Here is a 20022-nt window from a genome sequence, read left to right on the forward strand (position 1 = left end):
CATGCACGTGGTCATCATCGGGGCCGGCGAGGTCGGGACGAGCACCGCGGCCAGCCTGGCGTCGGACCACGACGTCGTCGTCATCGACTGCGACGCCGACCGCACGGAGGATCTCAAGTACCAGTACGACGTGCTCACGATCACGGGCGACGGCACCGACTCGTCGGTTCAAGAACGGGCCGACGTCGCCGACGCCGACATGCTCATCGCCTGCACGGACGACGACCGGACGAACCTCGTCGCCTGTGGAACCGCGAAAACCTTCGGTGACTCCTTCACGATAGCCCGGGTGAAAAGCACGTCGTACCTGAAGACGTGGGAGCGCGACGAGACCGCCTTCGGCGTCGATTTTCTCGTCTGTACGGATCTCCTTACCGCGGAGAACATCGTCCGTGTCATCGGCCTGCCGGCTGCGATCGACGTCGATCCGTTTTCGGGCGGTCTGGTTCAGATGGCCGAGTTCGAGATCGACGCGGAGAGCCCGGTGGCCGACCAGACGGTCGCAGAGGCCGACCGCTTCGAATCGCTAACCTTCGTCGGCATCTTCCGCGACGGAGAAATAGAGATCCCCCGCGGCGACACGCGGATCTGTCCGGGCGACCGGGCGGTCGTCGTCGGGAGTCCCGAGAGCGTTCAGGCGTTCGCGAACGACATCGCACCGACCACCACCCCGAACGACACCGACGAGATCGTCATCGTCGGCGGTAGTGAGATCGGCTATCAGACCGCACGGGTTCTCGAAGAGCGCGGCCTTCCCTCGCGGCTCATCGAACAGGACGGAGAGCGCGCGCGGTGGATCGCAGAGCAGCTTCCGGACACCGTCGTGATGGAACACGACGCGACGGACACGGAGTTCCTGTCGCGCGAGCACGTCGACGAGGCCGACATCGTCGTCACCGCGCTCGACTCCGACGAGCGCAACCTGCTGGCTGCGGTGTTGGCCAAGCGTCTCGGCGTCGACCGCGTCGTGAGCGTGGTCGACAGCGCCGACTACGTCACCGTCTTCGAGGAGATCGGCATCGACGTGGCGATCAATCCGCGGACGGTGACCGCGGAGGAGATCATACGGTTCACCTTCGAGAGCGTCGCCGAGAACATCGCCGTCCTCGAGAACGACCAGGCGGAGGTCCTGGAACTCGAACTCGACGAGGGGTGCTCTCTCGTCGGTCGCCCGATCCGCGAACTGGTTGCGGAGATCGACGCCAAGTTCGTCATCGGCGCGATCGTCCGTGACGGACGACACGTCACGCCCCGGGGAGACACCGTCCTCCAGCCGGGGGACCACGTCATCGTGCTCGTTGAGACCGCGTTCACCACGGAACTCGCCTCGATGGCCTGACCGATGACGCAACGGACGCGGATCAGGGTGCGATGGCGGGCGAGCGCGGGTCTCATCGGTGACGTCCTCACGTATCTGACCGTACCGCTCGCGTTTCCGCTCTTGGTCGCTCTCTACTACCGGGAGTCGGCGGTCCCGTTCCTCGTCGCCGTCGGCGTCGCCCTCGCCGCCGGCGCGGGATTCCGATCCCTGCGCGACCACGAGGCCGACCTCGGCCCGCGCGAGGCGTTTCTGGCGGTCGCGTCGATCTGGTTCTTGGTGGCTGCGGTCGGCGCGATCCCCTTTTTCGTCGCCGGAACTGGCGTCCTCGCGAACCCCGTGAACGCCATGTTCGAGTCGATGAGCGGGCTGACGACGACGGGTGCGACGGTGCTCGTCGACTTCGACGTTCACCCTCGGGGCGTGATGATGTGGCGGCAGGTGCTCCAGTGGCTCGGGGGGCTCGGAATCCTCGTCCTGGCGACGGCCGTGCTCTCTGAGATCGGCGTCGGTGGCGCACAGCTGATGGAGTCCGAGACGCAGACGCGGGACGTGAGCAAGCTCACGCCGAAGATAAGCCAGACCGCTCGGCTCATCTGGGGGCTCTACGTCGGACTGACGCTTCTGGCCGCCGCCACCTACTTCGCTCTCGGACTCGCGGTCGACCCGCAGATGGACCTGTACAACGCGATCGCACACGCGTTCACGTCGGTGTCGACCGCGGGATTCTCGCCGGAGCCGCTCTCAGTCGGGGCGTTTCACCCCGCGATCCAGTGGGCCGTCATTCCGTTCATGATCGTCGGGTCGACGAGCTTCGTGCTGCTGTACTTCGCGATCAACGGCGATCCGATGCGCCTGTTGAGAAACGACGAGTTCCACTTCTACCTCGGTTCGATGGCCGTGTTCGCGGCGATCGTCGCCCTCGTTCTCGGGTTCGATCCCGGCACCGCCCTCGGCGACGAGGCGACCGTCCGTCACGCCGTGTTCAACGTCGTCTCGATGGTGACGACGACCGGGTACGCGAGCGCCGACTTCGATCTGTGGGCACCAGGCGCGAAACACATGCTGTTCATGGGGATGTTCCTCGGCGGGATGGTCGGGTCGACGACGTGTTCGATCAAGTCCCTGCGCTGGATGGTCGCCCTGAAGGCGTTCAAACGCGACCTGTTCACGAGCATTCACCCCGAGTCGGTCCGACCGGTCCGCAACTCCGGCACGCCGGTCGACGAGGAGACGATTCGAGACATCTACGCGTACGTCCTGTTGAGTGTCGTGATATTCTTCCTGTTCACTGTGTTCGTCGTCGTCGACGCCGAACGGGTCGGCGCCCCGGTGAACGAGTTCGAGGCGATGGGCGCGGCCGCGTCGACGTTCCTCAACATCGGTCCCGCCTTCGGTGCGGCGGGACCGTACGGCACGTACGCCTCGTTTCCCGTCTCGACGCGGGCCGCCATGATCGTCTTGATGTGGATCGGACGGATCGAGATCATCCCGGTGTTGGTGTTGTTCACGAAATCGTTCTGGACGTCGTGACGCCACCGGTGGTATCGACGGGTTCTTGCCTCACCGGAGAGCTACGACGGATATCGACGGGGGAGCGACGAACACGTGACACGAACTGTCGACGCGCGGGCGACGCTCAGCTACACCGGGAGCATCGTGAAGTACCTCTCGGCGTCGATGAGCGTGCCGCTCGTCGTGGCGCTGATCTACCGCGAGGACGTCGCCACGTTCGCGATTTCCATGGGAGTCGCGGTCGCGATCGGCGCCGGGCTCGAACGGCTCGACGACGAGCCGGATCTCAGCCCGCGGGACGCGCTCGCCGTCGTCTCGCTCGCGTGGCTCATGGCGGCGGTAGTCGGTGCGATACCGTACGTCATCGCGGGGTACGGGACGGGATCGGCGCTCGGTCACCCGATCAACGCCCTGTTCGAGTCGATGTCCGGATTCACGACGACGGGCGCGACGGCGACCGCGGAGATCAGCTTCGATCGACATTCACACGCTCTGTTGTTGTGGCGGCAGCTCACGCAGTGGCTCGGCGGGATGGGGATCATCGTGCTGATGGTCGCAATCTTACCGCAACTCGCGGTCAACGGCGCACAGCTGATGAAATCGGAGGCTCCGGGACCGGGACTCCAGAAGCTCACGCCGCGGATCGCCGAGACGGCGCGCGCGCTCTGGCTCATCTACGCCGGGTTCACGGTCGTGTTGATCGCGATCCTGTTCGGGTTGGGACTCACGCCGCTCGCTCCGGAGATGAATCTGTACAACGCGATCGCTCACGGTCTCTCGACGCTGCCGACCGGCGGCTTCTCGCCGCAGGCGGAGAGCATCGCGGCGTTCTCGCCCATCGTGCAGTGGGTCTTCGTCCCGTTCATGGTGATCGCGGGCGTGAACTTCGCGCTGTTCTGGTACCTCCTGCGCGACGAGCCGCGTCGGATGCTCGAGAACACCGAGTTCCGGACGTACCTCGGACTGGTGACCGCGTTCGCGGGCGTGCTCGCGGTCGGGCTGTTCGCCGGCGGCGCGCCGGCCACGGAGATCGGCGGGATAACGGGGGGCGTGACCGAGAACGCGCTCAGACAGGGCGTCTTCCAGGTCGCCTCGCTGATGAACTCGACGGGGTTCGCCACCGCTGATTTCGCGCAGTGGGACCAACAGACCCGCTTTTTCCTGCTCTTCGTGATGTTCGTCGGCGGGTCAGCGGGGTCGACCGGCGGCGGGATCAAGGTGATCCGGTGGTTGATCGTGGTGAAGGCGCTGTACCGCGAGCTGTACACGACGGCGAACCCGGACGTGGTCAAGCCGGTTCGGCTCGGTGGCGAGGTCGTCGACGAGGGCGTGATCCGCGGTATATTCGTGTTCACGCTGTTGTACGTCCTCATCTTCGCACTCGCCGCCGTGTTCATCGAACTGGATACGGCGCGCGTGGGCGAGGCGCTCACCGGGACCGAGGCGTTCGCCGCCTCGCTCGCGACTATCGGGAACATCGGGCCGGGGCTCGGGCCGCTCGGCCCCTTCGGGAGCTACGAGTTCCTGCCGAACACGACGAAGATAGTGATGATCGGGCTGATGTGGATCGGTCGACTGGAGATCGTCCCGGTGCTCGCGCTGTTCGTCGCCGGGATCGACGACCGGTGAGCGGGCGCCGGCGCTCGACTCACCTCCGCCCACCTTCTTAAGCCGGGGCGTCGAAGTCGCGGTATGACCGATCCCGACGATGCCGGCGACACGGCCGACCGCGACGACGCGCCTCCCACTGGCGACGCGGACCTGCTCGGCCACGTCCTGCTCCCGGTCGCCAACGAGGACGACGCGCTGGCGACCGCGCGGTCGCTCGAACCGTACGGCCCGGCGCGTGTGACTGCGCTCCACGTCGTCGAGAAGGGCGAGGGCGTCCCGGACAAGACGCCCGTCGAGCAGTCGGAGACGCTGGCCGAGGAGTCGTACGCCGCCGTCCGAACGGTGTTTCCGGACGCCGACGACCACACGGCATACGGCCGCGACGTGGCCGCGGAGATCTTCGCGGCCGCCGACGCGGTCGACGCGACGGCGATCGTCTACCGCTCGCGCGGCGGCAACCGGATCATGCAGTTACTCTCCGGAGATCTGTCGCTCAAACTCGTGACGAACGCCGACGTGCCGGTCGTCGCGCTCCCCGGCACCGACTCGTAACGCCGGGCGGCGTGCGGCGAGGGCTCAGTCGCCTCCCGACGGCGGTCTTCAGGCGGGATCCGCGCTCACCGGCCGCGCCGCCTCGGCGCGCCACGCGTTCCCGCGGCGGCCCTCGCGTTCGAGTTCGACCCTGACGACCGTACCGGCGTCGAGATCGGAGAGCGCGGACTCCACCTCCGAGTCCCCGTATTCGACGACGTGAACGGTGCTGTTCCGCGGGTGCTCGCGGAGCGTCGTCGTTCCGTGGTCGTTGCACGGTTCCACCACCGTGTACGTGCCGGTACGGTCTGACATCGTCGACTGTTCGTGTCGTATCACATTAACTTTTGCTCCGGTAGCGGCGTCCGCGTCGGCCGGGAACGCGGCGCTTTAATCGACACGCCGACAACGACGGGCATGAGCGAGACGGACGTTCCCGAGGATCACCCGCGATACGCGTCGCTCGTGACGCGTCACCGGATCGAGGCGGGCGTCGAGAAGGGCATCACCTCGAAACAGGGGCTCATCGCGCAGGGACGGGGAGAAGCGTTCGATTACCTCCTCGGCGAGCGAACGCTTCAGAGCGCGGACAACGCCGCTCGCGCCGCCGCCGCCGCGCTCCTCGCCGCGAACCGCCCGGTGATCTCGGTGAACGGGAACGTCGCGGCGCTCGCGCCGGCGGAGACGGTCGAACTCGCCGAGGCGGTCGACGCCGACCTGGAAGTGAACCTCTTCAATCACACCGACGATCGGGTCCGGCGGATCGCCGGTCACCTCCGCGACCACGGCGCGGAGGCGGTGAAGGGACTCACCGGTGACGGCGAGATCCCCGGACTGTCACACGCCCGCGGTATCGTCGACGCCGACGGGATCGAGGCGGCGGACGTCGTCGTCGTCCCCTTGGAAGACGGCGACCGCGCGGCGGCGCTCGACGCGATGGGCAAGACCGAGATCGTGATCGATCTCAACCCCGGGAGCCGGTCGCCGCGAACCGCGAGCGTGCCGATCATCGACAACCTGATCCGAGCCGTGCCGAACGTCACGGCGCACGCTCGCTACCTCGCCGACGCGGACGACGCGGAGTTACGGGCGGTAGTCGAGGGCTTCGACGCGGACGAGGCGCTCGCGGCCGCGGAGGCGGCGATTCGAGACGGGACGTTCGACGCCGGCGACGGCGCCTGATGAGTTTCGGCCGTCGCGGCGTACTCTGTCACGGTCTGTCACGAACGTTCACTCGGACCCGACGCAACCGTGTGGCTTTTTCCCGAGCTGCGCCGAACCGAGCGGTATGCGAAACGCCAAGATCGTCTGTACGATCGGTCCCGCCTCGGACGACCGGGACACGATCCGCGACCTCGCCGCGGCGGGGATGTCCGTCGTCCGATTGAACGCCAGCCACGGGACGACTGACCACCGCGAGACCGTGATCGAGCGTGCCCGCGCCGTGGACGGCGAGATCGACGACCCGCTCGCGGTGATGGTCGACCTGAAGGGTCCGGAGGTCCGAACCGCCGAGATCGACGAGCCGATCTCGATCGCCGAGGGCTCTACGGTGACGTTCGTCGAGGGGGACGACGCTACCCCTGACCGCGTCGGGCTCACCCACTCGATCGCGGCCGCGGGGCCGGGAGATACGGTCCTTCTCGACGACGGCCGGATCGAGTGCCGCGTCGAGCGCGTCGACGGCGAGGCCGTCGTCGCCGACGTCGTCTCCGGGGGAAAGCTCGGCTCTCGGAAGGGCGTGAACCTCCCCGGCGTCGCCATCGACGTCGACCTGATCACGCCCGAAGACGAGGCCGAACTCGACCTCGCGGCGCGGACGGACGCCGACTTCGTCGCGGCCTCGTTCGTGCGCAACGGTGACGACGTGTACGAGATCGCAGACGAGCTGGAGGCGCGCGGCGGCGGCGACATCCCGATCGTCGCCAAGATCGAACGCGCGGGTGCGGTCGAGAACCTCGAGGGAATCGTCGACGCCGCCGACGGCGTGATGGTCGCCCGCGGTGATCTCGGCGTGGAGTGCCCGCTCGAAGACGTGCCCGTGATCCAAAAGCGGATCATCCGGACGTGCGTCAACGACGGCGTCCCCGTGATCACCGCGACCGAGATGCTCGACTCGATGGTCGCCTCGCGGCGGCCGACCCGTGCCGAGGCGTCGGACGTCGCGAACGCGGTCCTCGACGGGACGGACGCGGTGATGCTCTCGGGCGAGACCGCTATCGGCGACGCCCCGGTCAACGTGGTCGAGACGATGGACCGGATCGTCCGGCGGGTCGAGGCCAGCGACGAGTACGCGGAGACGCGCGAACAGCGCGTGCCGACGGCTGACGAGGGCTCGCGAACCGAGGCGCTGGCGCGGTCCGCCCGCTACCTCGCGCGCGACATCGGCGCGTCGACGGTCGTCGCGGTCTCGGAGTCCGGCTTCACGGCGCGTAAGACCGCGATGTTCCGACCCGGGGTCCCCGTGGTTGCGACCACGCCGAACGACCGCGTCCGACGCCAGCTCGCGCTCTCGTGGGGTGTTCGCCCGGTGTTGACCGAGTACGCTCACGACATGGAGACTATCCTCGATAACGCGGTCGACGCCGCGCTCGACACCGGCGGTGCCGAGTCTGGCGACACGCTCGTCGTCCTCTCTGGAATGTTGACCGAGTTCGAGGGAACGAACACGACGAACACGCTCAAGGTCCACGTCGCGGCCGAGACGCTGGTGACCGGGAAAGCGGTGGTCACCGGGCACGCGGCTGGCCCCGTGTACCGCGTCGACGACGGCGACCTCGACGGGGTCCCCGACGGGTCGATCGTCGCGCTCGGTCCCGGATTCGAAGACGAGTTCAGCGGCGATCTCGACGCGCTCGCCGGTATCATCGACGCCCGCGAGGGGATGACCGGCTACCCGGCGGTGGTCGCTCGCGAACTCGGCGTGCCGATGGTCTCGGGCGCGACACTGCCGGACCGCGTCGCCGACGGCACGACGATCACCGTCGACGGCGAGCGCGGCGTCGTCTACGACGGCGACGTGATCGCGGCCGCGCAGAATCGGTAGGGAACCCGGAGCGCGTGGAAGCGAACGTCACCGCACCTCCCGCCAGTCCTTTAGCGTCGACCCGCGTACCTCACGTATGAGCAGCGAGGACCGAGACGACGACGTTCGGAGCCGCGCGAACGAGACGCGCGACGACAGTAGTGGGGAAGCGGACGCGGACGAGAGCCAGTGGCGGTTCTCCGTCGACGAGGTCGGGCCTGACGGCGTCACCGAGGACACGCACACGCCAGCGGACGAGCCAATCGAACCCGGATCGATCGAAGCCGAACACGCCGTCTTCGTCGCGCTCGGTGTCGCGCTCACCGTCGGCATCTTCGTGTTCGGCTTCTGACGCCGCGATCGAGTCCGGTATCGCCACTCCCTCACCGCGCACCCCCTCACCGCGCGCTGTCACCCGGCCAGACAGCCGCACCACCACTTATACCGACGCAGCCGTACGTCCGGACATGGACGTGCTCGCGCAGTCGGGATTGCTGGCCCCGGAGACTCTCCCTCTCCTGTTGTTGACGGCGGGGCTGTTGCTCTCGATGGCGGAAGCGGTCGCGCCGGGGGCGAACTTCATCGTCGTCGGTATCGCGCTCATCGGGGCCGGACTCGGCGGGCTCCTCCTCGCGGCCGTCGGCGTCGCGGGGGCGGGGCTCACGCTCCTCATGGCGCTTTTGACGCTCGCCTTCGGTACCGCCGCCTTCTACGGCTACCACGAGTTCGACTTGTACGGCGGCAAGGGCCAACAGCAGACGAGCGACAGCGACTCGCTGAAGGGGAAGACCGGCACCGTCACCGAGGCGGTCACGACCGCGGGCGGCGAAGTGAAACTCTCGGAGGGGGGGTTCAACCCGTACTACTCCGCCCGCGCCATCGAAGGGACGATCGAGGAGGGCGAGGAGGTGATGGTGGTCGATCCCGGCGGCGGCAACGTGGTCACCGTGGAGTCGATGGGATACGTGGAAGACGACATCGACAGGGAACTGGCTGCCGACCGCGCCCGGAAGGAGGCGGAATCGGAGACCGACGGCGAATCCGCGACGGAGGCCGACCGTGAAACCGAGTCGGAGACCGAACGCGAATGAGCGAACTCGTCGACCTGGCCGAGCGACTGGTCGCGATACCCTCGCACGTGGACGAGACCGCCGCCGGCGACGCGATCGAGGCGTGGCTCCGCGAGGAGACGGACGCGCTCGTCGAGCGCGACGCCGTCGGAAACGTGCTCGCGTACAGGGAACCACCGGGACAGACCGACGCGTCGGACGGCGACACGCTCGCGCTCGTCGGGCACCACGACGTGGTTCCGCCCGCCGATCGGCAGACGACGGACGAGGGCGAGTACGTCGTCGAGCGACGCGACGGACGGCTCTGCGGCCGCGGCACGGCGGACATGAAGGGCGCGCTCGCGGGCTGCATGCTGGCGTTCCGAGACGCGATCCCGCCGGCGGGTCGGACGCTGGCGTTCGCCTCGTTCGTCGGGGAAGAGGCGGGCGGAACGGGCGCGCGACACGCGATAGACGAGGGGTTCGCCCCGGACCGCGCGGTCGTCGCCGAGGGGTCGACGGGGTACTCCGCGCCGGGCGTCACCGACGTCGCCGTCGCGCACAAGGGTCGTCGAGCGTCGACGCTCGTCGCCCGCGGGACCGCGGCGCACGCCTCGGAGCCGGAGGCCGGGGAGAACGCGGTCTATCTGGCGAGCGACGCGATCGACGTCGTCCGCGATCTGGCCGCGCCGGCCGCGACCGTCTTCGGCGAGTCGGTCACGGGCTCGCTCGCGGTGACGGTCGTGGAGGGCGGCGAGACGTGGAACGTGATCCCGGAGCGCTGTACCGTCACGATCGACGAGCGGACGGTCCCGGGCGACCGGGCCGACCTCGGGCGAGTCGAGGAGGCCGTGTCCGACGTGGAGTGGAGAGTCGATCAGGACCTCCCGCCGATGGCCTGCGACGACGCTGAGTTCGCTGACGCCGCGCTCGCCGTCGCCCGCGAGGTGCACGACGACCGCGGCCTCGACGCGCCGGACCACGTCGTGAAGCCGCACGCGACCGACGCCGGCTGGCTCGCCGACGCGGGCACGGCGTGTCTCGTCGGTGGAGCCGCCGAGCCCGGTGAGGCGCACACCGACGCGGAGAGCGTCGGGATCGACGTGCTGGAGCGGTGCCGACAGCTCTATCGCGGGATCTGCGAGCGGACGGTGTGAATCTCGCCGTCGCGCGGCGCGAGAGAACGACGTCGCGCGCTGTGAGCCGCCAGCCCGGGGCGGCGACGTGACGCCCCCGATCGACGCGGTATGGAAGGGGTTTTATGCGCCCCGCGGGAACTGGGGAGCACTATGGGAGACAAATCGAAGGCTCAAAAGAAGCGTCTGGCGAAGGCGGAGCGCCAGAACACCCGCGTCCCCGCGTGGGTCATGATGAAGACCGACATGAACGTCACGCGAAACCCCAAGCGGCGCAACTGGCGTCGAAACGACCTGGACGAGTAAATGTCGACGAGTGATTTCGAGGAGCGTGTCGTCACCGTCCCGCTCCGCGACGCCAAGGACAAGCCCGTACAGGAGCGCGCCGACTTCGCCATGAAGATCGTCCGCGAGCACCTCGCGAAACACTTCTCCGTCGACGAGGAAGACGTCGTGCTCGACACGTCGGTCAACGAGGCCGTCTGGGCCAACGGTCGACAGAACCCGCCGAGCAAGATCCGCGTCCGCTCGGCCCGGTTCGTCGAGGACGGCGAGCCCGTCGTCGAAGCCGAGTACGCCGAATAGCGTGTTACGGGCGACTTTCACCGGCTCGTCGTACGTCGGAGTGTTCGCCCGCGTCGCCGACGACCTCTTGTTGGTCAGACCGGACGCCGACGAGGAACTCGCCGACGCGCTCGGCGAGGAACTCGGGGCCGACCCCCTCCGTACGACCGTCGGCGGAGCCAACACGGTCGGTTCGCTTGCGGTCGGAAACGAGAGCGGCGTCCTCGTCTCGCCGCGCGCGACCGACCGCGAACGCTCGCGGATCGCCGAGGCCGCCGACCGCGCGGTCGCGGAACTCCCCGGCGAGATCAACGCCGCCGGGAACGTGATCCTCGCGAACGACTACGGCGCGTACGTTCACCCGGACCTCTCACGCGAGGCGGTCGTAGCGATCAGGGACACGCTCGACGTACCCGTGGTCCGCGGCGACCTCGGCGACGTCCGGACCGTCGGCACCGCCGCTGTCGCGAACAACACCGGCGTGCTCTGTCACCCCCAGTCGACCGAGTCCGAGCTGCAGGCGGTCGAGGACGCGCTCGACGTGCGCGCCGACCTGGGAACGATCAACTACGGCGCACCGCTCATCGGCTCGGGACTCGTCGCCAACGACCGCGGCTACGTCGTCGGCGAGGAGACGACTGGGCCGGAGCTCGGTCGGATCGAAGAGACTCTCGGATTCATCGACTGACCGTTTCGGTCATCTCCCGGCCAGAGCGGTTCTCTCCACACGCGCCTCGTGAGTGCCTGAGAGGGGCCTCTGTGTCGGTTTCGGTGTCTCTGTCGCGTCTCCGGTTTTAGGAAGATACTTCCCTGTCCCTGCCGGATCGGTGAACATGAGTACCTACACGGTGAGTGGACGGTTCCAGAGTCGAGACGGCGACCAGCCGTTCACGAAGGAGATCGAAGCGGAAAACGAGTCGCTCGCTCGCGAGCGCGTATACACGACGGTCGGGAGCCAGCACAACCGCAAGCGCTCGCAGATCGAGATCGAGGAGGTGTCCGCGGCATGATGGGCGGCGGTCAACAGCAGCTCCAGCAGCTCTCGCAGGAACTGCAGGCGCTCGACGAGGAGATCGAGGCGCTCGAATCCGAGATCGCCGACTACCGAGAAGAGAAGACCGACATCGACGACGCGGTCGAGGCGATCGAGACGCTCGAGACGGGCGCGACGGTGCAGGTCCCGCTCGGCGGCGGCGCGTACGTCCGCGCAGAGGTCCAGGATATCGACGAGATCATCGTCTCGCTCGGCGGCAACTACTCCGCGGAGCAGAACCAGACCGACGCAGTCGACGTGCTCCGCCGTAAGCAGGAGTCGCTCGACGACCGGATCGAGGAGACGCAGGCGGAGATCGACGAACTCGAATCCGAGAGCGACGAACTCGAACAGCAGGCCCAGCAGATGCAACAGCAGATGCAACAACAGCAGCAACAACAGATGGAGCAGCTGCAGCAGGCGGCAGACGACGAGGAGTAACGACGAACCGTGTTCGACGGACTGAAAGACAAGCTCTCCGGGTTCCGGAAAGACGTCGAGGAGAACGCCGACGTCGATGGGTCCGACGAGCGCGACGACGCAGACGCGGACGAGAGCGACGCCGCGTCCTCCGCGGACGCTCCGGCCGCTGACAGCGACGCGGACGGAGCCGGCGATTCCGTCGTGACCCCTGAGACAGACGCCGGCGACGACGCGGGCGACGCCGACCCGAGCACGTTCCAGCGCGCGAAGGCGTTCGCGACCGGCCGGATCATCATCGAGGAGGAGGACCTCGAAGAGCCGCTGTGGGACCTCGAAATGGCTCTCTTAGAGAGCGACGTGGAGATGAGCGTCGCGGAGCAAATCCTCGACACCGTCCGCGAGACGATGCTCGGTGAGTCGCGCAAACAGGTAGATACGACGGGAGAACTCGTGGAGTCGGCGCTTCACGACGCCCTTCTCGACGTGATCGCCGTCGGTCAGTTCGACTTCGAAGAGCGGATCGCCGAGGCCGAGAAACCCGTCACCATCGTCTTCACCGGCGTCAACGGCGTCGGGAAGACGACGAGCATCGCGAAGCTCTCCGAGTGGCTCGACGAGCGGGGCTACTCTTCGGTGCTCGCCAACGGCGACACCTACCGGGCCGGCGCGAACGAACAGATCGCAGAGCACGCCGACCGACTGGACCGCGAGCTGATCGCCCACGACCAGGGCGGCGACCCCGCGGCCGTCATCTACGACGGCGTCGAGTACGCCGAGGCCAACGACGTCGACGTCGTCCTCGGCGACACGGCCGGCCGGCTTCACACGAGCGACGACCTGATGGCGCAACTGGAGAAGATCGACCGCGTCGTCGACCCCGACATGACGCTGTTCGTCGACGAGGCCGTCGCCGGGCAGGACGCGGTCAACCGCGCGAAGGAGTTCAACGACGCCGCCGAGATCGACGGCGCGATCCTCACGAAGGCAGACGCCGACTCCTCCGGCGGCGCTGCCATCTCCGTGGCGTACGTCACCGGGAAGCCGATCCTCTTTCTCGGTACCGGACAGGGGTACGACGATATCACCCTGTTCGACCCGGAGGAACTCGTCGAGAGCCTGCTCGGCGAGGAGTAGCTACCCCTCCCCGACCATCCGGTCTTGGTCGTCCCACTCTCGCTCGCGCAGCTCGTACTTCTGGATCTTCCCCGTCGCGGTCGTCGGTAGCTCCGCGACGAACTCGACCTCGCCGGGCGTCTTGTAGTCGGCGACGCGCTCGCGGACGAACGCCGTGAGTTCCTCGGTCGTCGCGCCCGGGTCGTCGAGATCGCCGTTCTCGGGGACGACGAACGCCTTCGGGGTCTCGCCCCACCGCTCGTCGGGCGCGGGGATGACCGCCACGTCGGCGACGACATCGTGTTCGAAGAGCGTGTCCTCCAGCTCGATGGAGGAGATGTTCTCGCCGCCGGAGATGATGATGTCCTTTTTCCGATCTTGAATGGAGATGAACCCGTCCTCGTCGATAACGGCCAGATCGCCCATGTGGTAGTACCCCTCGAGTCGCTCTGAGAACGCCGCCGCGGTGGCCTCGGGCTTCTCCCAATAGCGGTCCATCACCTGGTTGCCGCGGACGACGACCTCGCCTATCGTCTCTCCGTCGGGGGCCACGTCGTCGCCGTTCTCGTCGACGACCCGAACGTCGGTACCCAGATAGCCGATCCCCTGTGTCTTCTTCACCGCGAACCGGTCGTCCGAGTCGCTCTCGTAGTGTCGTTTGGCGTCCGACGTCACGAGCGGCCCGGTCTCCGTCGCGCCGTACACGTGTTTGAGTTCCCAGCCGAACTCCGATTCGACGGTTCGGATCGTCGCCTCAGGCGGAGCGGCACCGGCGGTCGCGACCCGTACCGGGTTCTCGCCGGTCGTCGCCCCGCCGTGCTCGGCGTGATGGTCGCCGAGCATGTTGAGAACGGTCGGTGCCGCACAGAAGTACGACACGTCCTCGGTGCGGATCCGATCGAACGCGTCCGCGACGTCGACGCCGCGGGTGCAGACGTGCCGTGCGCCCATCCCCGTGATCGCGTAGATGTGCCCCCAGCCGTTGACGTGGAACATCGGGAGCGTCCAGAGGTAGACGTCGTCGTCGGTGATCTCCTGGTGGACGGTGATGAGATACGCGTGCAGCGTCTCGGCGCGGTGGGTGCGACAGACGCCCTTCGGTCGCCCGTGGTTCCAGAGGTGTAGTTGATCGTGATCACGTCGTCCTCGTCCATCTCCGGCCGGTCGTAGCCGTCCGGGTCCGCGTCCGCGAGCGCCTCGTCGAACGACTCCCAGTCGCCCTCGACCGCGTCGGCGTCGTTCGTGAGGAACGTCTCCGTGGGAACTTCCTCGCGGACGGCCTCGACGTTCGCCGCGTACTCGGCGTCGGCGTAGATCGCGTCGACGCCCGCATCGGAGAGCATGTACGCGAAGTCGTCGGGCGTGAGCCGGTAGTTGAGCGGCGTGTGGACCGCGCCGACTTGCATCGCCCCGTACGCGGCTTCGAGGTGGTAGTGCGTGTTGGGATCCAACACCGCGACGCGGTCGCCCTTCTCGATTCCCCTGTCCCGTAGCGCGGCAGAAAATCGGTCTGCGCGGCCGCCGAGTTCGGCGTACGTGTACCGCGTTCCGTCGACCGCGAGCACGGCCTCCTCGTCAGCGTAGTGTCGTCTCGCCCGATCGAGAAAGTCCGTCGTGAGTAACGGTTTTCGCATCGATCTATCACTATTTATGATTCATGATAGTGTTTGCGGCCGCTGCAAGTCGGGAGGGACGGCAACCGTCAATTCCCGTCTGTCGCCGTGGGGTTTTACCGGATCGGCGACGACGGACACGGTATGAGCGACGACTCCGGTCGGACGCCGATCACCGACGGATACCTGGAGCCGATCGCGGGGCTGTTGGGACTGTTGTTCGCATTGATGGCGGGGATAACGGCCCCGCGACTGCTCTCCGGTGACCCGGCCGAGGCCGTCCTTCCACTGACGTTCGCGGTCGGGAGTATCGCGACGATCTGGTTCCGCCGCCGGTACGCGGCCGCCGCGGACGACGACGAGTGAGACGGCGGGGACGCCGGGTGAGGTGCTCTTCGGCTCGCGATTCGATATATAAACGTATCGTGGACGAATCGCACACGGGCGACGGGATCAGAACCCTTAACAGTCGCACGCGAGTTTGCTACGATAGCGGGATGGGATAGCCAGGAGATTCCGCCGGGCTCATAACCCGGAGATCGGTAGTTCAAATCTACCTCCCGCTATCTTCTGTCGACGGCCGTGAACGCCGAGCGCAGCGAGGCGTGAACAGCGTTGACGAGATAGCCCGGAGAAGATTCGAAGACGAACGCCACGCTCGAAGCGATGCGTTCGGGCCCGTCACCGTCGTGTCGCTCCCGTGTTCTTTTGGGTACCCGGCGTTCGTCCTCGCTCCGAACCCGGAAGCGATTTCCGTCGCGCGGTCGTCCACTCGCGTATGGACTACGAATCGAGCCTCGACCGCGCGATGGAGGAAGTGCCGGATCTGGGCGGGTCCGACGAGCGGCTGTCGGTGCCCGACCCGGAGGCGCAGAAGGACGGCGCGTTCACGCGTCTGACGAACCTCTCTGCCATCGCGGACGCGTTGAGCCGCGACCCCGAGCACGTCCACTCGAAGATCCAGCAGGAGCTCGGTACCGCCGGACAGTACGAGGACGGCCGCGCCCGCTACAGCGGGAACTTCCGCGAGCGCGACTTCCAGGCCGCGATCGACTCGTACATCGAGTCGTTCGTCACCTGTTCGGAGTGTGGACTCCCCGACACGCGGCTGGAGACCGAAAACCGCACGCCCATGCTCCGCTGTGAGGCCTGCGGGGCGTTCCGACCGGTCGCGAAACAGAACACGCAGAACACAAGTCGGCAGGAGGAGGCCATCGAGTCGGGCAAGACGTACGAACTCGAGATCGTCGGCACCGGCCGCAAGGGCGACGGGGTCGCAGAGCGCGGCGAGTACACGGTCTTCGTCCCCGGCGCACAGGAGGGTGAGACGGTCAAAGCCTACATCAAGAACGTCTCCGGAAACCTCGCGTTCGCCCGCCGCGAGAACTGAGTCGATCAACCGCTTTCTCCGAATCGCCGTTCGATGAAACGGCCGCCGAAAGGTCACCGAGCTCCGGCCTCTCCGGCGACGTCGCCGAGACCGCGCTCCCGGCTGCGTCCTCGACAGGTGGCGGATCAGTCGTCAGCGGGAGCCGGCTCGCTTCCCGCGGAGAGGCTGACCTCGGGCTCGTTGACGCCGAGCTCGTCGAGGGCGCTCTGAGCGGCCTTCTTGCCGGAGACGAGCATCGCGCCGAAGGTCGGCCCCATCCGCGGGAGCCCGTGAGCGGTCGCGACCGCCATCCCCGAGGCGATCAGGCCGTCGTGGACGACGCCGGTGTGCTCGACGACGGCGTCCTCGCTCTCGCCGACCCACATCGAGTCGTGGCCGGGCGAGTCGTGACCGGGCGCGCCGTACTGCCCGTCGTCGGTCTGGTCCATCCCGGTGTTGTGTTCCTTCGCGTGTTCGATCCCGGGCGCGGAGAGCACGCCGCGCTCGTCGAGTTTGCTGATAGCGACCGCGTCGTGGCCGGTCGCGTCGATCACGAGGTCGGACTCGACCGCGATGGGATCGACGCAGGTGATCTCGCGCGGGAGCGCGTGCACCGGCGTCCAGTTCATCACGATCCCTCCGACCTCGTGGTCCTCGCGGATCACGAGGTCCGTGAACTCCGTCATGTTCTGGACGCGCGCGCCGGCGTCGCAGGCCGCCTTGATGAGTCCCGAACAGGCCTCGGGACCGGCCGCCGTGTAGAGTCCGTCGACGTCCTCGACCGGCTCGTAGTCGACGTCGAGGTCCTCTAAGACCTCCTGTGCCGGGTCGCGGACCGTCACGGTGTTCATCAGGAAGCCACCGAGCCAGAACCCGCCGCCGAGGTAGTTGTTCTTCTCGACTACCATCACCTTCACGCCCCGCTCGGCCAGCTCTTTCGCGGCCATCAACCCGGACGGGCCGCCGCCGAGGATGATGACCTCCGACTCGGTGAAATCGAGGAAGCCGTCGGTCCACTCGGTGCCGATCGCTTGCGTTACGTCCGTCTCGCTCACGTCCGCGAAGCCGTCGTATCCGTGCATACAACTAAGTGATATTACTAAGTTGTAATAGTCGTTACGGTCGACGCCGCGACCGGCGTCTTCCCGGCCGGCGGGACCGGCGCTCGAATCTGCTTGAGTGTCGCCCCACGTCCCCAACTCGTAGCCTTTTTACCCGCGCTGGCGGTAGTCGCACTCACTATGGCTGAGGACAAGGCACGAAGCACCGGGAGTGCGGGCCGATTCGGCGCTCGCTACGGCCGAGTCTCCCGCAAGCGGGTTCAGGACATCGAAGAGGAGATGCGCAACGCGACCGTCGACGGCGACGACGTCACGCGCAAGGGCACGGGTATCTGGGTCAACGAGGAGACGGGCGAGACGTTCACCGGCGGGGCCTACCGCCCCGAGACGCCCGGTGGCCGCACCGTTCGGCGGTCCATCCGCGCCGCACTCGCCGACGAGGAGTAGGTAGATGAGTTACAAGTGCTCCCGCTGTAAGCGCGACGTCACTCTCGACGAGTACGGCGGCGTGCGCTGTCCGTACTGTGGCCACCGCGTCCTCCTGAAGGAGCGCGGCGGCGACGTGAAGGAAGTCACCGTCGAGTAGGCGGCGGACCCGCTGCGACCGTGACGACCTCCTCGATGGCCCGCCCGCACGAAGCGATTCTCTCGTTCACCTATCGCTCCGAGCGACGCGCTCGACTCGTCGGCGACGCGCTCGCGCCTGAGATCGGCGAGATCGACGACGACCGCTCGGCCGCGACGGTCGACCGCGACGGCGACGCGGTTCGGGTCCGCGTCGTCGCCGACGACCTCGTCGCGCTCCGCGCCGGGATCAACAGCTGGTCGCGGCTCGTCGCGGTCGCAGAGCGGGTCAGTACGTCGCGGGCGCAACACGGGTCGGTGTCACCGCCGAGTGATACCGACCTCAGCGGTGATGTCCCCGGTGATGACGAACCCAGTGGTGACGATCCCAGTAATTACGCAGAACGGGACTGAGCCACTTCTACCCACACCCAATTCGCCCCTCAAACTCCGCCTCACGTCCTCTAGAGCCGATATCCTTCGTCGGTAGAGAAGTCGGGGGTTTTTCCGTCCGGGCCGCCACGTTCCGCCTATGCAAGGGAACATGCCGCCCGAGGCACAGGAGAAGATCGAGGAGCTACAGGAGCTTCAAGAGACCGCACAGCAGGTCGCCGAGCAGAAAGAGCAGGCGCAGTCGGCGCTCAACGAGTCGAAGACCGCGCTCGACGCTCTCGAGGACGTCGACGAGGACGCCGGAATGTACCGCGAGATCGGCGAAGTCCTCGTCGAGACCGACTACGAGTCCGCCCGCGCGGACCTCGAGAACAAGGTCGACTCGCTCGAAGTGCGCGTCGAGCAGCTCCAGAAACAGGAGGAGCGCGTCGAAGAGCAGTTCGACGACCTGCAGGGCGAACTTCAGCAGATGCTCCAGGGCGGCGCTGGCGGCGGCCCCATGGGTCCGGGCGGTCCGGGCGCTGGCGGCGCGTAAGCGGCGATGAGCGACGAATCGAGCGGTGAGCGTTCGGCCGACGATCCGAGCGACGCGGCCGTCGTCAACGCCGCGGCCGAGGCGGCCGAGGGGGTCGTCTTCAAACACTACGACCAGTCGACGGTGACCGACCTCGACGTCACCGTCACGTTCGAGGAGGGCGTCCTCGACGTCGACGTGTACCTCAACGTGCCCGACGATGCCGACCCCGACCCCGACGCGGTCGCCCGCGAAGCCGCTGAGACCGCCGGCGAGGCGGTCGACCGACTCTTCGCGGAGTGAGCCGTTCGGGGTGACCCGGCCGTCGCGGACCGACGGCCGCGGTCGATTGCCTCCCGGTAGACGACTGACCGTGAGCGGCGGCTATCGTGTGTCTCACCACCGTTAATTATTAATCGTGTCATTGTGTACTGGTATCACATGTCATCAAGCTACGGCGGAACCTCGGCCTTCGATCGCCTCCGGGCGCGCCTCGACGGACGTCCGCACGTCTGTGAGGAGTGCGGACGCGTCGACGACGAGGGGGAATGGGAGGCGGCGACCACGGGTGCGACCGTCGAGTACCGCCGGGAGTGTCCGAGCTGCGGCACCGAACACGTCCACCGATACCGGTTGTGACGCCCGCGGAACGCGACCGCCCGACCCAGATCGTTCGCTCGGCGCGGAGCGCGTGAATGTACGACGCGATCTGCTGTCCGACCGACGGGAGTCCCGGGAGCGACGCCGCCGTCGATCACGCCTGCAACCTCGCCGTCCTCGCCGACGCGCGGCTGCACGCGCTGTTCGTCGTCGACGAATCGGTCGCGGGAGCCACCGAGTGGGACACGGTCGTCGAGCGCGAGGAGGCCCGCGGCGAACGCGCGCTCGACGCGGTCGCCGAAGCCGGCGGTGAGCGGAACGTCCCCGTCGAGCGCCACCTCCGGCGCGGTCGAGCACACGAGGAGATCCTCGAGGCCGCGGGCGAGTACGGCGTCGATCTGATCGTGATGGGGACGCACGGCCGGACCGGAATCGGGCGATTTCTCTCCGCCGGCTCCGTCGCCGAGCGGGTCGTGCGTCACAGCGACGTACCGGTGTTGACGGTGCGGAGGAGAGACGCGGCCCGTGCCGACGCCTGATGCGCTAATTCCGAGGCGGTCGCCCTCGACGGACCGGACGCGGCGTGCGCG

Annotated in this window: 25 protein-coding genes, 1 tRNA gene and 2 pseudogenes; 25 read left to right on the forward strand and 3 right to left on the reverse strand. The window is 67.5% G+C overall.

The features are described from left to right. The first annotated feature begins 1 nt into the window (after position 1). The 4 genes from trkA to ACZ45C_RS10780 all read left to right on the forward strand — a co-directional run bounded on the left by trkA (position 2) and on the right by ACZ45C_RS10780 (position 4996). The gene (gene trkA, locus ACZ45C_RS10765) at positions 2 to 1339 is read left to right on the forward strand and encodes a Trk system potassium transporter TrkA (RefSeq protein ID WP_460562701.1); all 1338 of its coding nucleotides are present in this window, start codon (positions 2 to 4) and stop codon (positions 1337 to 1339) included. Between the two features lie 3 nt (positions 1340 to 1342). After that, on the forward strand, positions 1343 to 2851 hold the full coding sequence (locus ACZ45C_RS10770; protein WP_460562700.1) for a TrkH family potassium uptake protein: 1509 nt from the start codon (positions 1343 to 1345) through the stop codon (positions 2849 to 2851). Positions 2852 to 2926: 75 nt separating this feature from the next. Next, positions 2927 to 4462, forward strand: coding sequence for a TrkH family potassium uptake protein (locus ACZ45C_RS10775; RefSeq protein WP_460562699.1), 1536 nt, complete (start codon positions 2927 to 2929; stop codon positions 4460 to 4462). Positions 4463 to 4525: 63 nt separating this feature from the next. After that, positions 4526 to 4996, forward strand: coding sequence for a universal stress protein (locus ACZ45C_RS10780; protein ID WP_460562698.1), 471 nt, complete (start codon positions 4526 to 4528; stop codon positions 4994 to 4996). A 48-nt stretch (positions 4997 to 5044) separates the two neighbouring features. Here ACZ45C_RS10780 and ACZ45C_RS10785 read toward each other — a convergent pair whose 3' ends face one another. After that, on the reverse strand, positions 5045 to 5290 hold the full coding sequence (locus tag ACZ45C_RS10785) for a hypothetical protein (RefSeq protein ID WP_460562697.1): 246 nt from the start codon (positions 5288 to 5290) through the stop codon (positions 5045 to 5047). Positions 5291 to 5392: 102 nt separating this feature from the next. Between ACZ45C_RS10785 and ACZ45C_RS10790 the strand changes: the two genes are divergently transcribed. The 11 genes from ACZ45C_RS10790 to ftsY all read left to right on the forward strand — a co-directional run bounded on the left by ACZ45C_RS10790 (position 5393) and on the right by ftsY (position 13339). Further along, a complete protein-coding gene (locus ACZ45C_RS10790) occupies positions 5393 to 6157 on the forward strand; it encodes a 4-phosphopantoate--beta-alanine ligase (protein WP_460562696.1) in 765 nt (254 codons plus the stop codon). A 106-nt stretch (positions 6158 to 6263) separates the two neighbouring features. After that, the gene (gene pyk, locus ACZ45C_RS10795; protein WP_460562695.1) at positions 6264 to 8021 is read left to right on the forward strand and encodes a pyruvate kinase; all 1758 of its coding nucleotides are present in this window, start codon (positions 6264 to 6266) and stop codon (positions 8019 to 8021) included. A 76-nt stretch (positions 8022 to 8097) separates the two neighbouring features. Continuing rightward, the gene (locus ACZ45C_RS10800) at positions 8098 to 8352 is read left to right on the forward strand and encodes a DUF7312 domain-containing protein (protein WP_460562694.1); all 255 of its coding nucleotides are present in this window, start codon (positions 8098 to 8100) and stop codon (positions 8350 to 8352) included. A 115-nt stretch (positions 8353 to 8467) separates the two neighbouring features. Then, entirely contained in the window at positions 8468 to 9091 is a 624-nt protein-coding gene (locus tag ACZ45C_RS10805; RefSeq protein WP_460562693.1) for an NfeD family protein, read from the forward strand. Continuing rightward, on the forward strand, positions 9088 to 10206 hold the full coding sequence (locus ACZ45C_RS10810) for a M20 family metallopeptidase (RefSeq protein ID WP_460562692.1): 1119 nt from the start codon (positions 9088 to 9090) through the stop codon (positions 10204 to 10206). Before ACZ45C_RS10805 ends, ACZ45C_RS10810 begins: the two co-directional genes overlap by 4 nt. Before the next feature lie 132 nt (positions 10207 to 10338). Next, positions 10339 to 10491, forward strand: a complete 153-nt coding sequence (locus ACZ45C_RS10815; protein WP_004050128.1) for a 50S ribosomal protein L39e — start codon at positions 10339 to 10341, stop codon at positions 10489 to 10491. Further along, a complete protein-coding gene (locus tag ACZ45C_RS10820) occupies positions 10492 to 10770 on the forward strand; it encodes a 50S ribosomal protein L31e (RefSeq protein WP_460562691.1) in 279 nt (92 codons plus the stop codon). A 1-nt stretch (position 10771) separates the two neighbouring features. Then, positions 10772 to 11437 (forward strand): translation initiation factor IF-6, encoded by a 666-nt coding sequence (locus tag ACZ45C_RS10825; RefSeq protein ID WP_460562690.1) that lies wholly within the window; start codon positions 10772 to 10774, stop codon positions 11435 to 11437. A gap of 145 nt (positions 11438 to 11582) precedes the next feature. Continuing rightward, on the forward strand, positions 11583 to 11759 hold the full coding sequence (gene rpl18a, locus ACZ45C_RS10830; protein ID WP_460562689.1) for a 50S ribosomal protein L18Ae: 177 nt from the start codon (positions 11583 to 11585) through the stop codon (positions 11757 to 11759). Further along, a complete protein-coding gene (gene pfdA, locus ACZ45C_RS10835; protein WP_460562710.1) occupies positions 11759 to 12223 on the forward strand; it encodes a prefoldin subunit alpha in 465 nt (154 codons plus the stop codon). Before rpl18a ends, pfdA begins: the two co-directional genes overlap by 1 nt. Before the next feature lie 9 nt (positions 12224 to 12232). Beyond that, complete coding sequence (ftsY, locus tag ACZ45C_RS10840; RefSeq protein ID WP_460562688.1) at positions 12233 to 13339, forward strand: signal recognition particle-docking protein FtsY; 1107 nt, start codon at positions 12233 to 12235, stop codon at positions 13337 to 13339. Here ftsY and ACZ45C_RS10845 read toward each other — a convergent pair. Next, a pseudogene (locus ACZ45C_RS10845) lies at positions 13340 to 14952 on the reverse strand (long-chain-fatty-acid--CoA ligase). It lies immediately after the preceding gene. Between the two features lie 123 nt (positions 14953 to 15075). On the opposite strand from ACZ45C_RS10845, the gene ACZ45C_RS10850 reads away from it, so the two are divergent. The 3 genes from ACZ45C_RS10850 to ACZ45C_RS10860 all read left to right on the forward strand — a co-directional run bounded on the left by ACZ45C_RS10850 (position 15076) and on the right by ACZ45C_RS10860 (position 16321). Then, positions 15076 to 15297 (forward strand): hypothetical protein, encoded by a 222-nt coding sequence (locus tag ACZ45C_RS10850; RefSeq protein WP_460562687.1) that lies wholly within the window; start codon positions 15076 to 15078, stop codon positions 15295 to 15297. A gap of 125 nt (positions 15298 to 15422) precedes the next feature. Next, positions 15423 to 15497, forward strand: a tRNA-Met gene (locus ACZ45C_RS10855). 212 nt (positions 15498 to 15709) lie between these two features. After that, the gene (locus ACZ45C_RS10860; protein WP_460562686.1) at positions 15710 to 16321 is read left to right on the forward strand and encodes a translation initiation factor IF-2 subunit beta; all 612 of its coding nucleotides are present in this window, start codon (positions 15710 to 15712) and stop codon (positions 16319 to 16321) included. Positions 16322 to 16446: 125 nt separating this feature from the next. Here the strand turns inward: ACZ45C_RS10860 and ACZ45C_RS10865 are convergent, their stop codons facing one another. Next, positions 16447 to 17382 carry a thiazole biosynthesis protein gene (locus ACZ45C_RS10865; RefSeq protein WP_460562685.1) on the reverse strand — a complete coding sequence of 312 codons (936 nt, stop codon included), beginning with the start codon at positions 17380 to 17382 and terminating at the stop codon, positions 16447 to 16449. A 159-nt stretch (positions 17383 to 17541) separates the two neighbouring features. Here ACZ45C_RS10865 and ACZ45C_RS10870 point away from each other — a divergent pair, with 159 nt between their 5' ends. From ACZ45C_RS10870 to ACZ45C_RS10900, 7 genes and pseudogenes are all read left to right on the forward strand, one after another. Further along, positions 17542 to 17808 (forward strand): eL43 family ribosomal protein, encoded by a 267-nt coding sequence (locus ACZ45C_RS10870; RefSeq protein WP_086220860.1) that lies wholly within the window; start codon positions 17542 to 17544, stop codon positions 17806 to 17808. Between the two features lie 4 nt (positions 17809 to 17812). After that, complete coding sequence (locus ACZ45C_RS10875; protein WP_128904311.1) at positions 17813 to 17947, forward strand: DNA-directed RNA polymerase subunit P; 135 nt, start codon at positions 17813 to 17815, stop codon at positions 17945 to 17947. A 35-nt stretch (positions 17948 to 17982) separates the two neighbouring features. Continuing rightward, positions 17983 to 18228 (forward strand): annotated as a pseudogene (locus tag ACZ45C_RS10880) (KEOPS complex subunit Pcc1); the annotation flags it as partial. A gap of 241 nt (positions 18229 to 18469) precedes the next feature. Continuing rightward, entirely contained in the window at positions 18470 to 18853 is a 384-nt protein-coding gene (locus ACZ45C_RS10885) for a prefoldin subunit beta (RefSeq protein WP_460562709.1), read from the forward strand. Positions 18854 to 18859: 6 nt separating this feature from the next. Then, positions 18860 to 19135, forward strand: a complete 276-nt coding sequence (locus ACZ45C_RS10890; protein ID WP_460562684.1) for a DUF3194 domain-containing protein — start codon at positions 18860 to 18862, stop codon at positions 19133 to 19135. A 138-nt stretch (positions 19136 to 19273) separates the two neighbouring features. Then, complete coding sequence (locus tag ACZ45C_RS10895) at positions 19274 to 19471, forward strand: HVO_0649 family zinc finger protein (protein ID WP_460562683.1); 198 nt, start codon at positions 19274 to 19276, stop codon at positions 19469 to 19471. 56 nt (positions 19472 to 19527) lie between these two features. Continuing rightward, positions 19528 to 19971 (forward strand): universal stress protein, encoded by a 444-nt coding sequence (locus tag ACZ45C_RS10900; RefSeq protein WP_460562682.1) that lies wholly within the window; start codon positions 19528 to 19530, stop codon positions 19969 to 19971. Positions 19972 to 20022 lie beyond the last annotated feature (51 nt).

Source organism: Halorubrum pallidum, assembly GCF_055380345.1.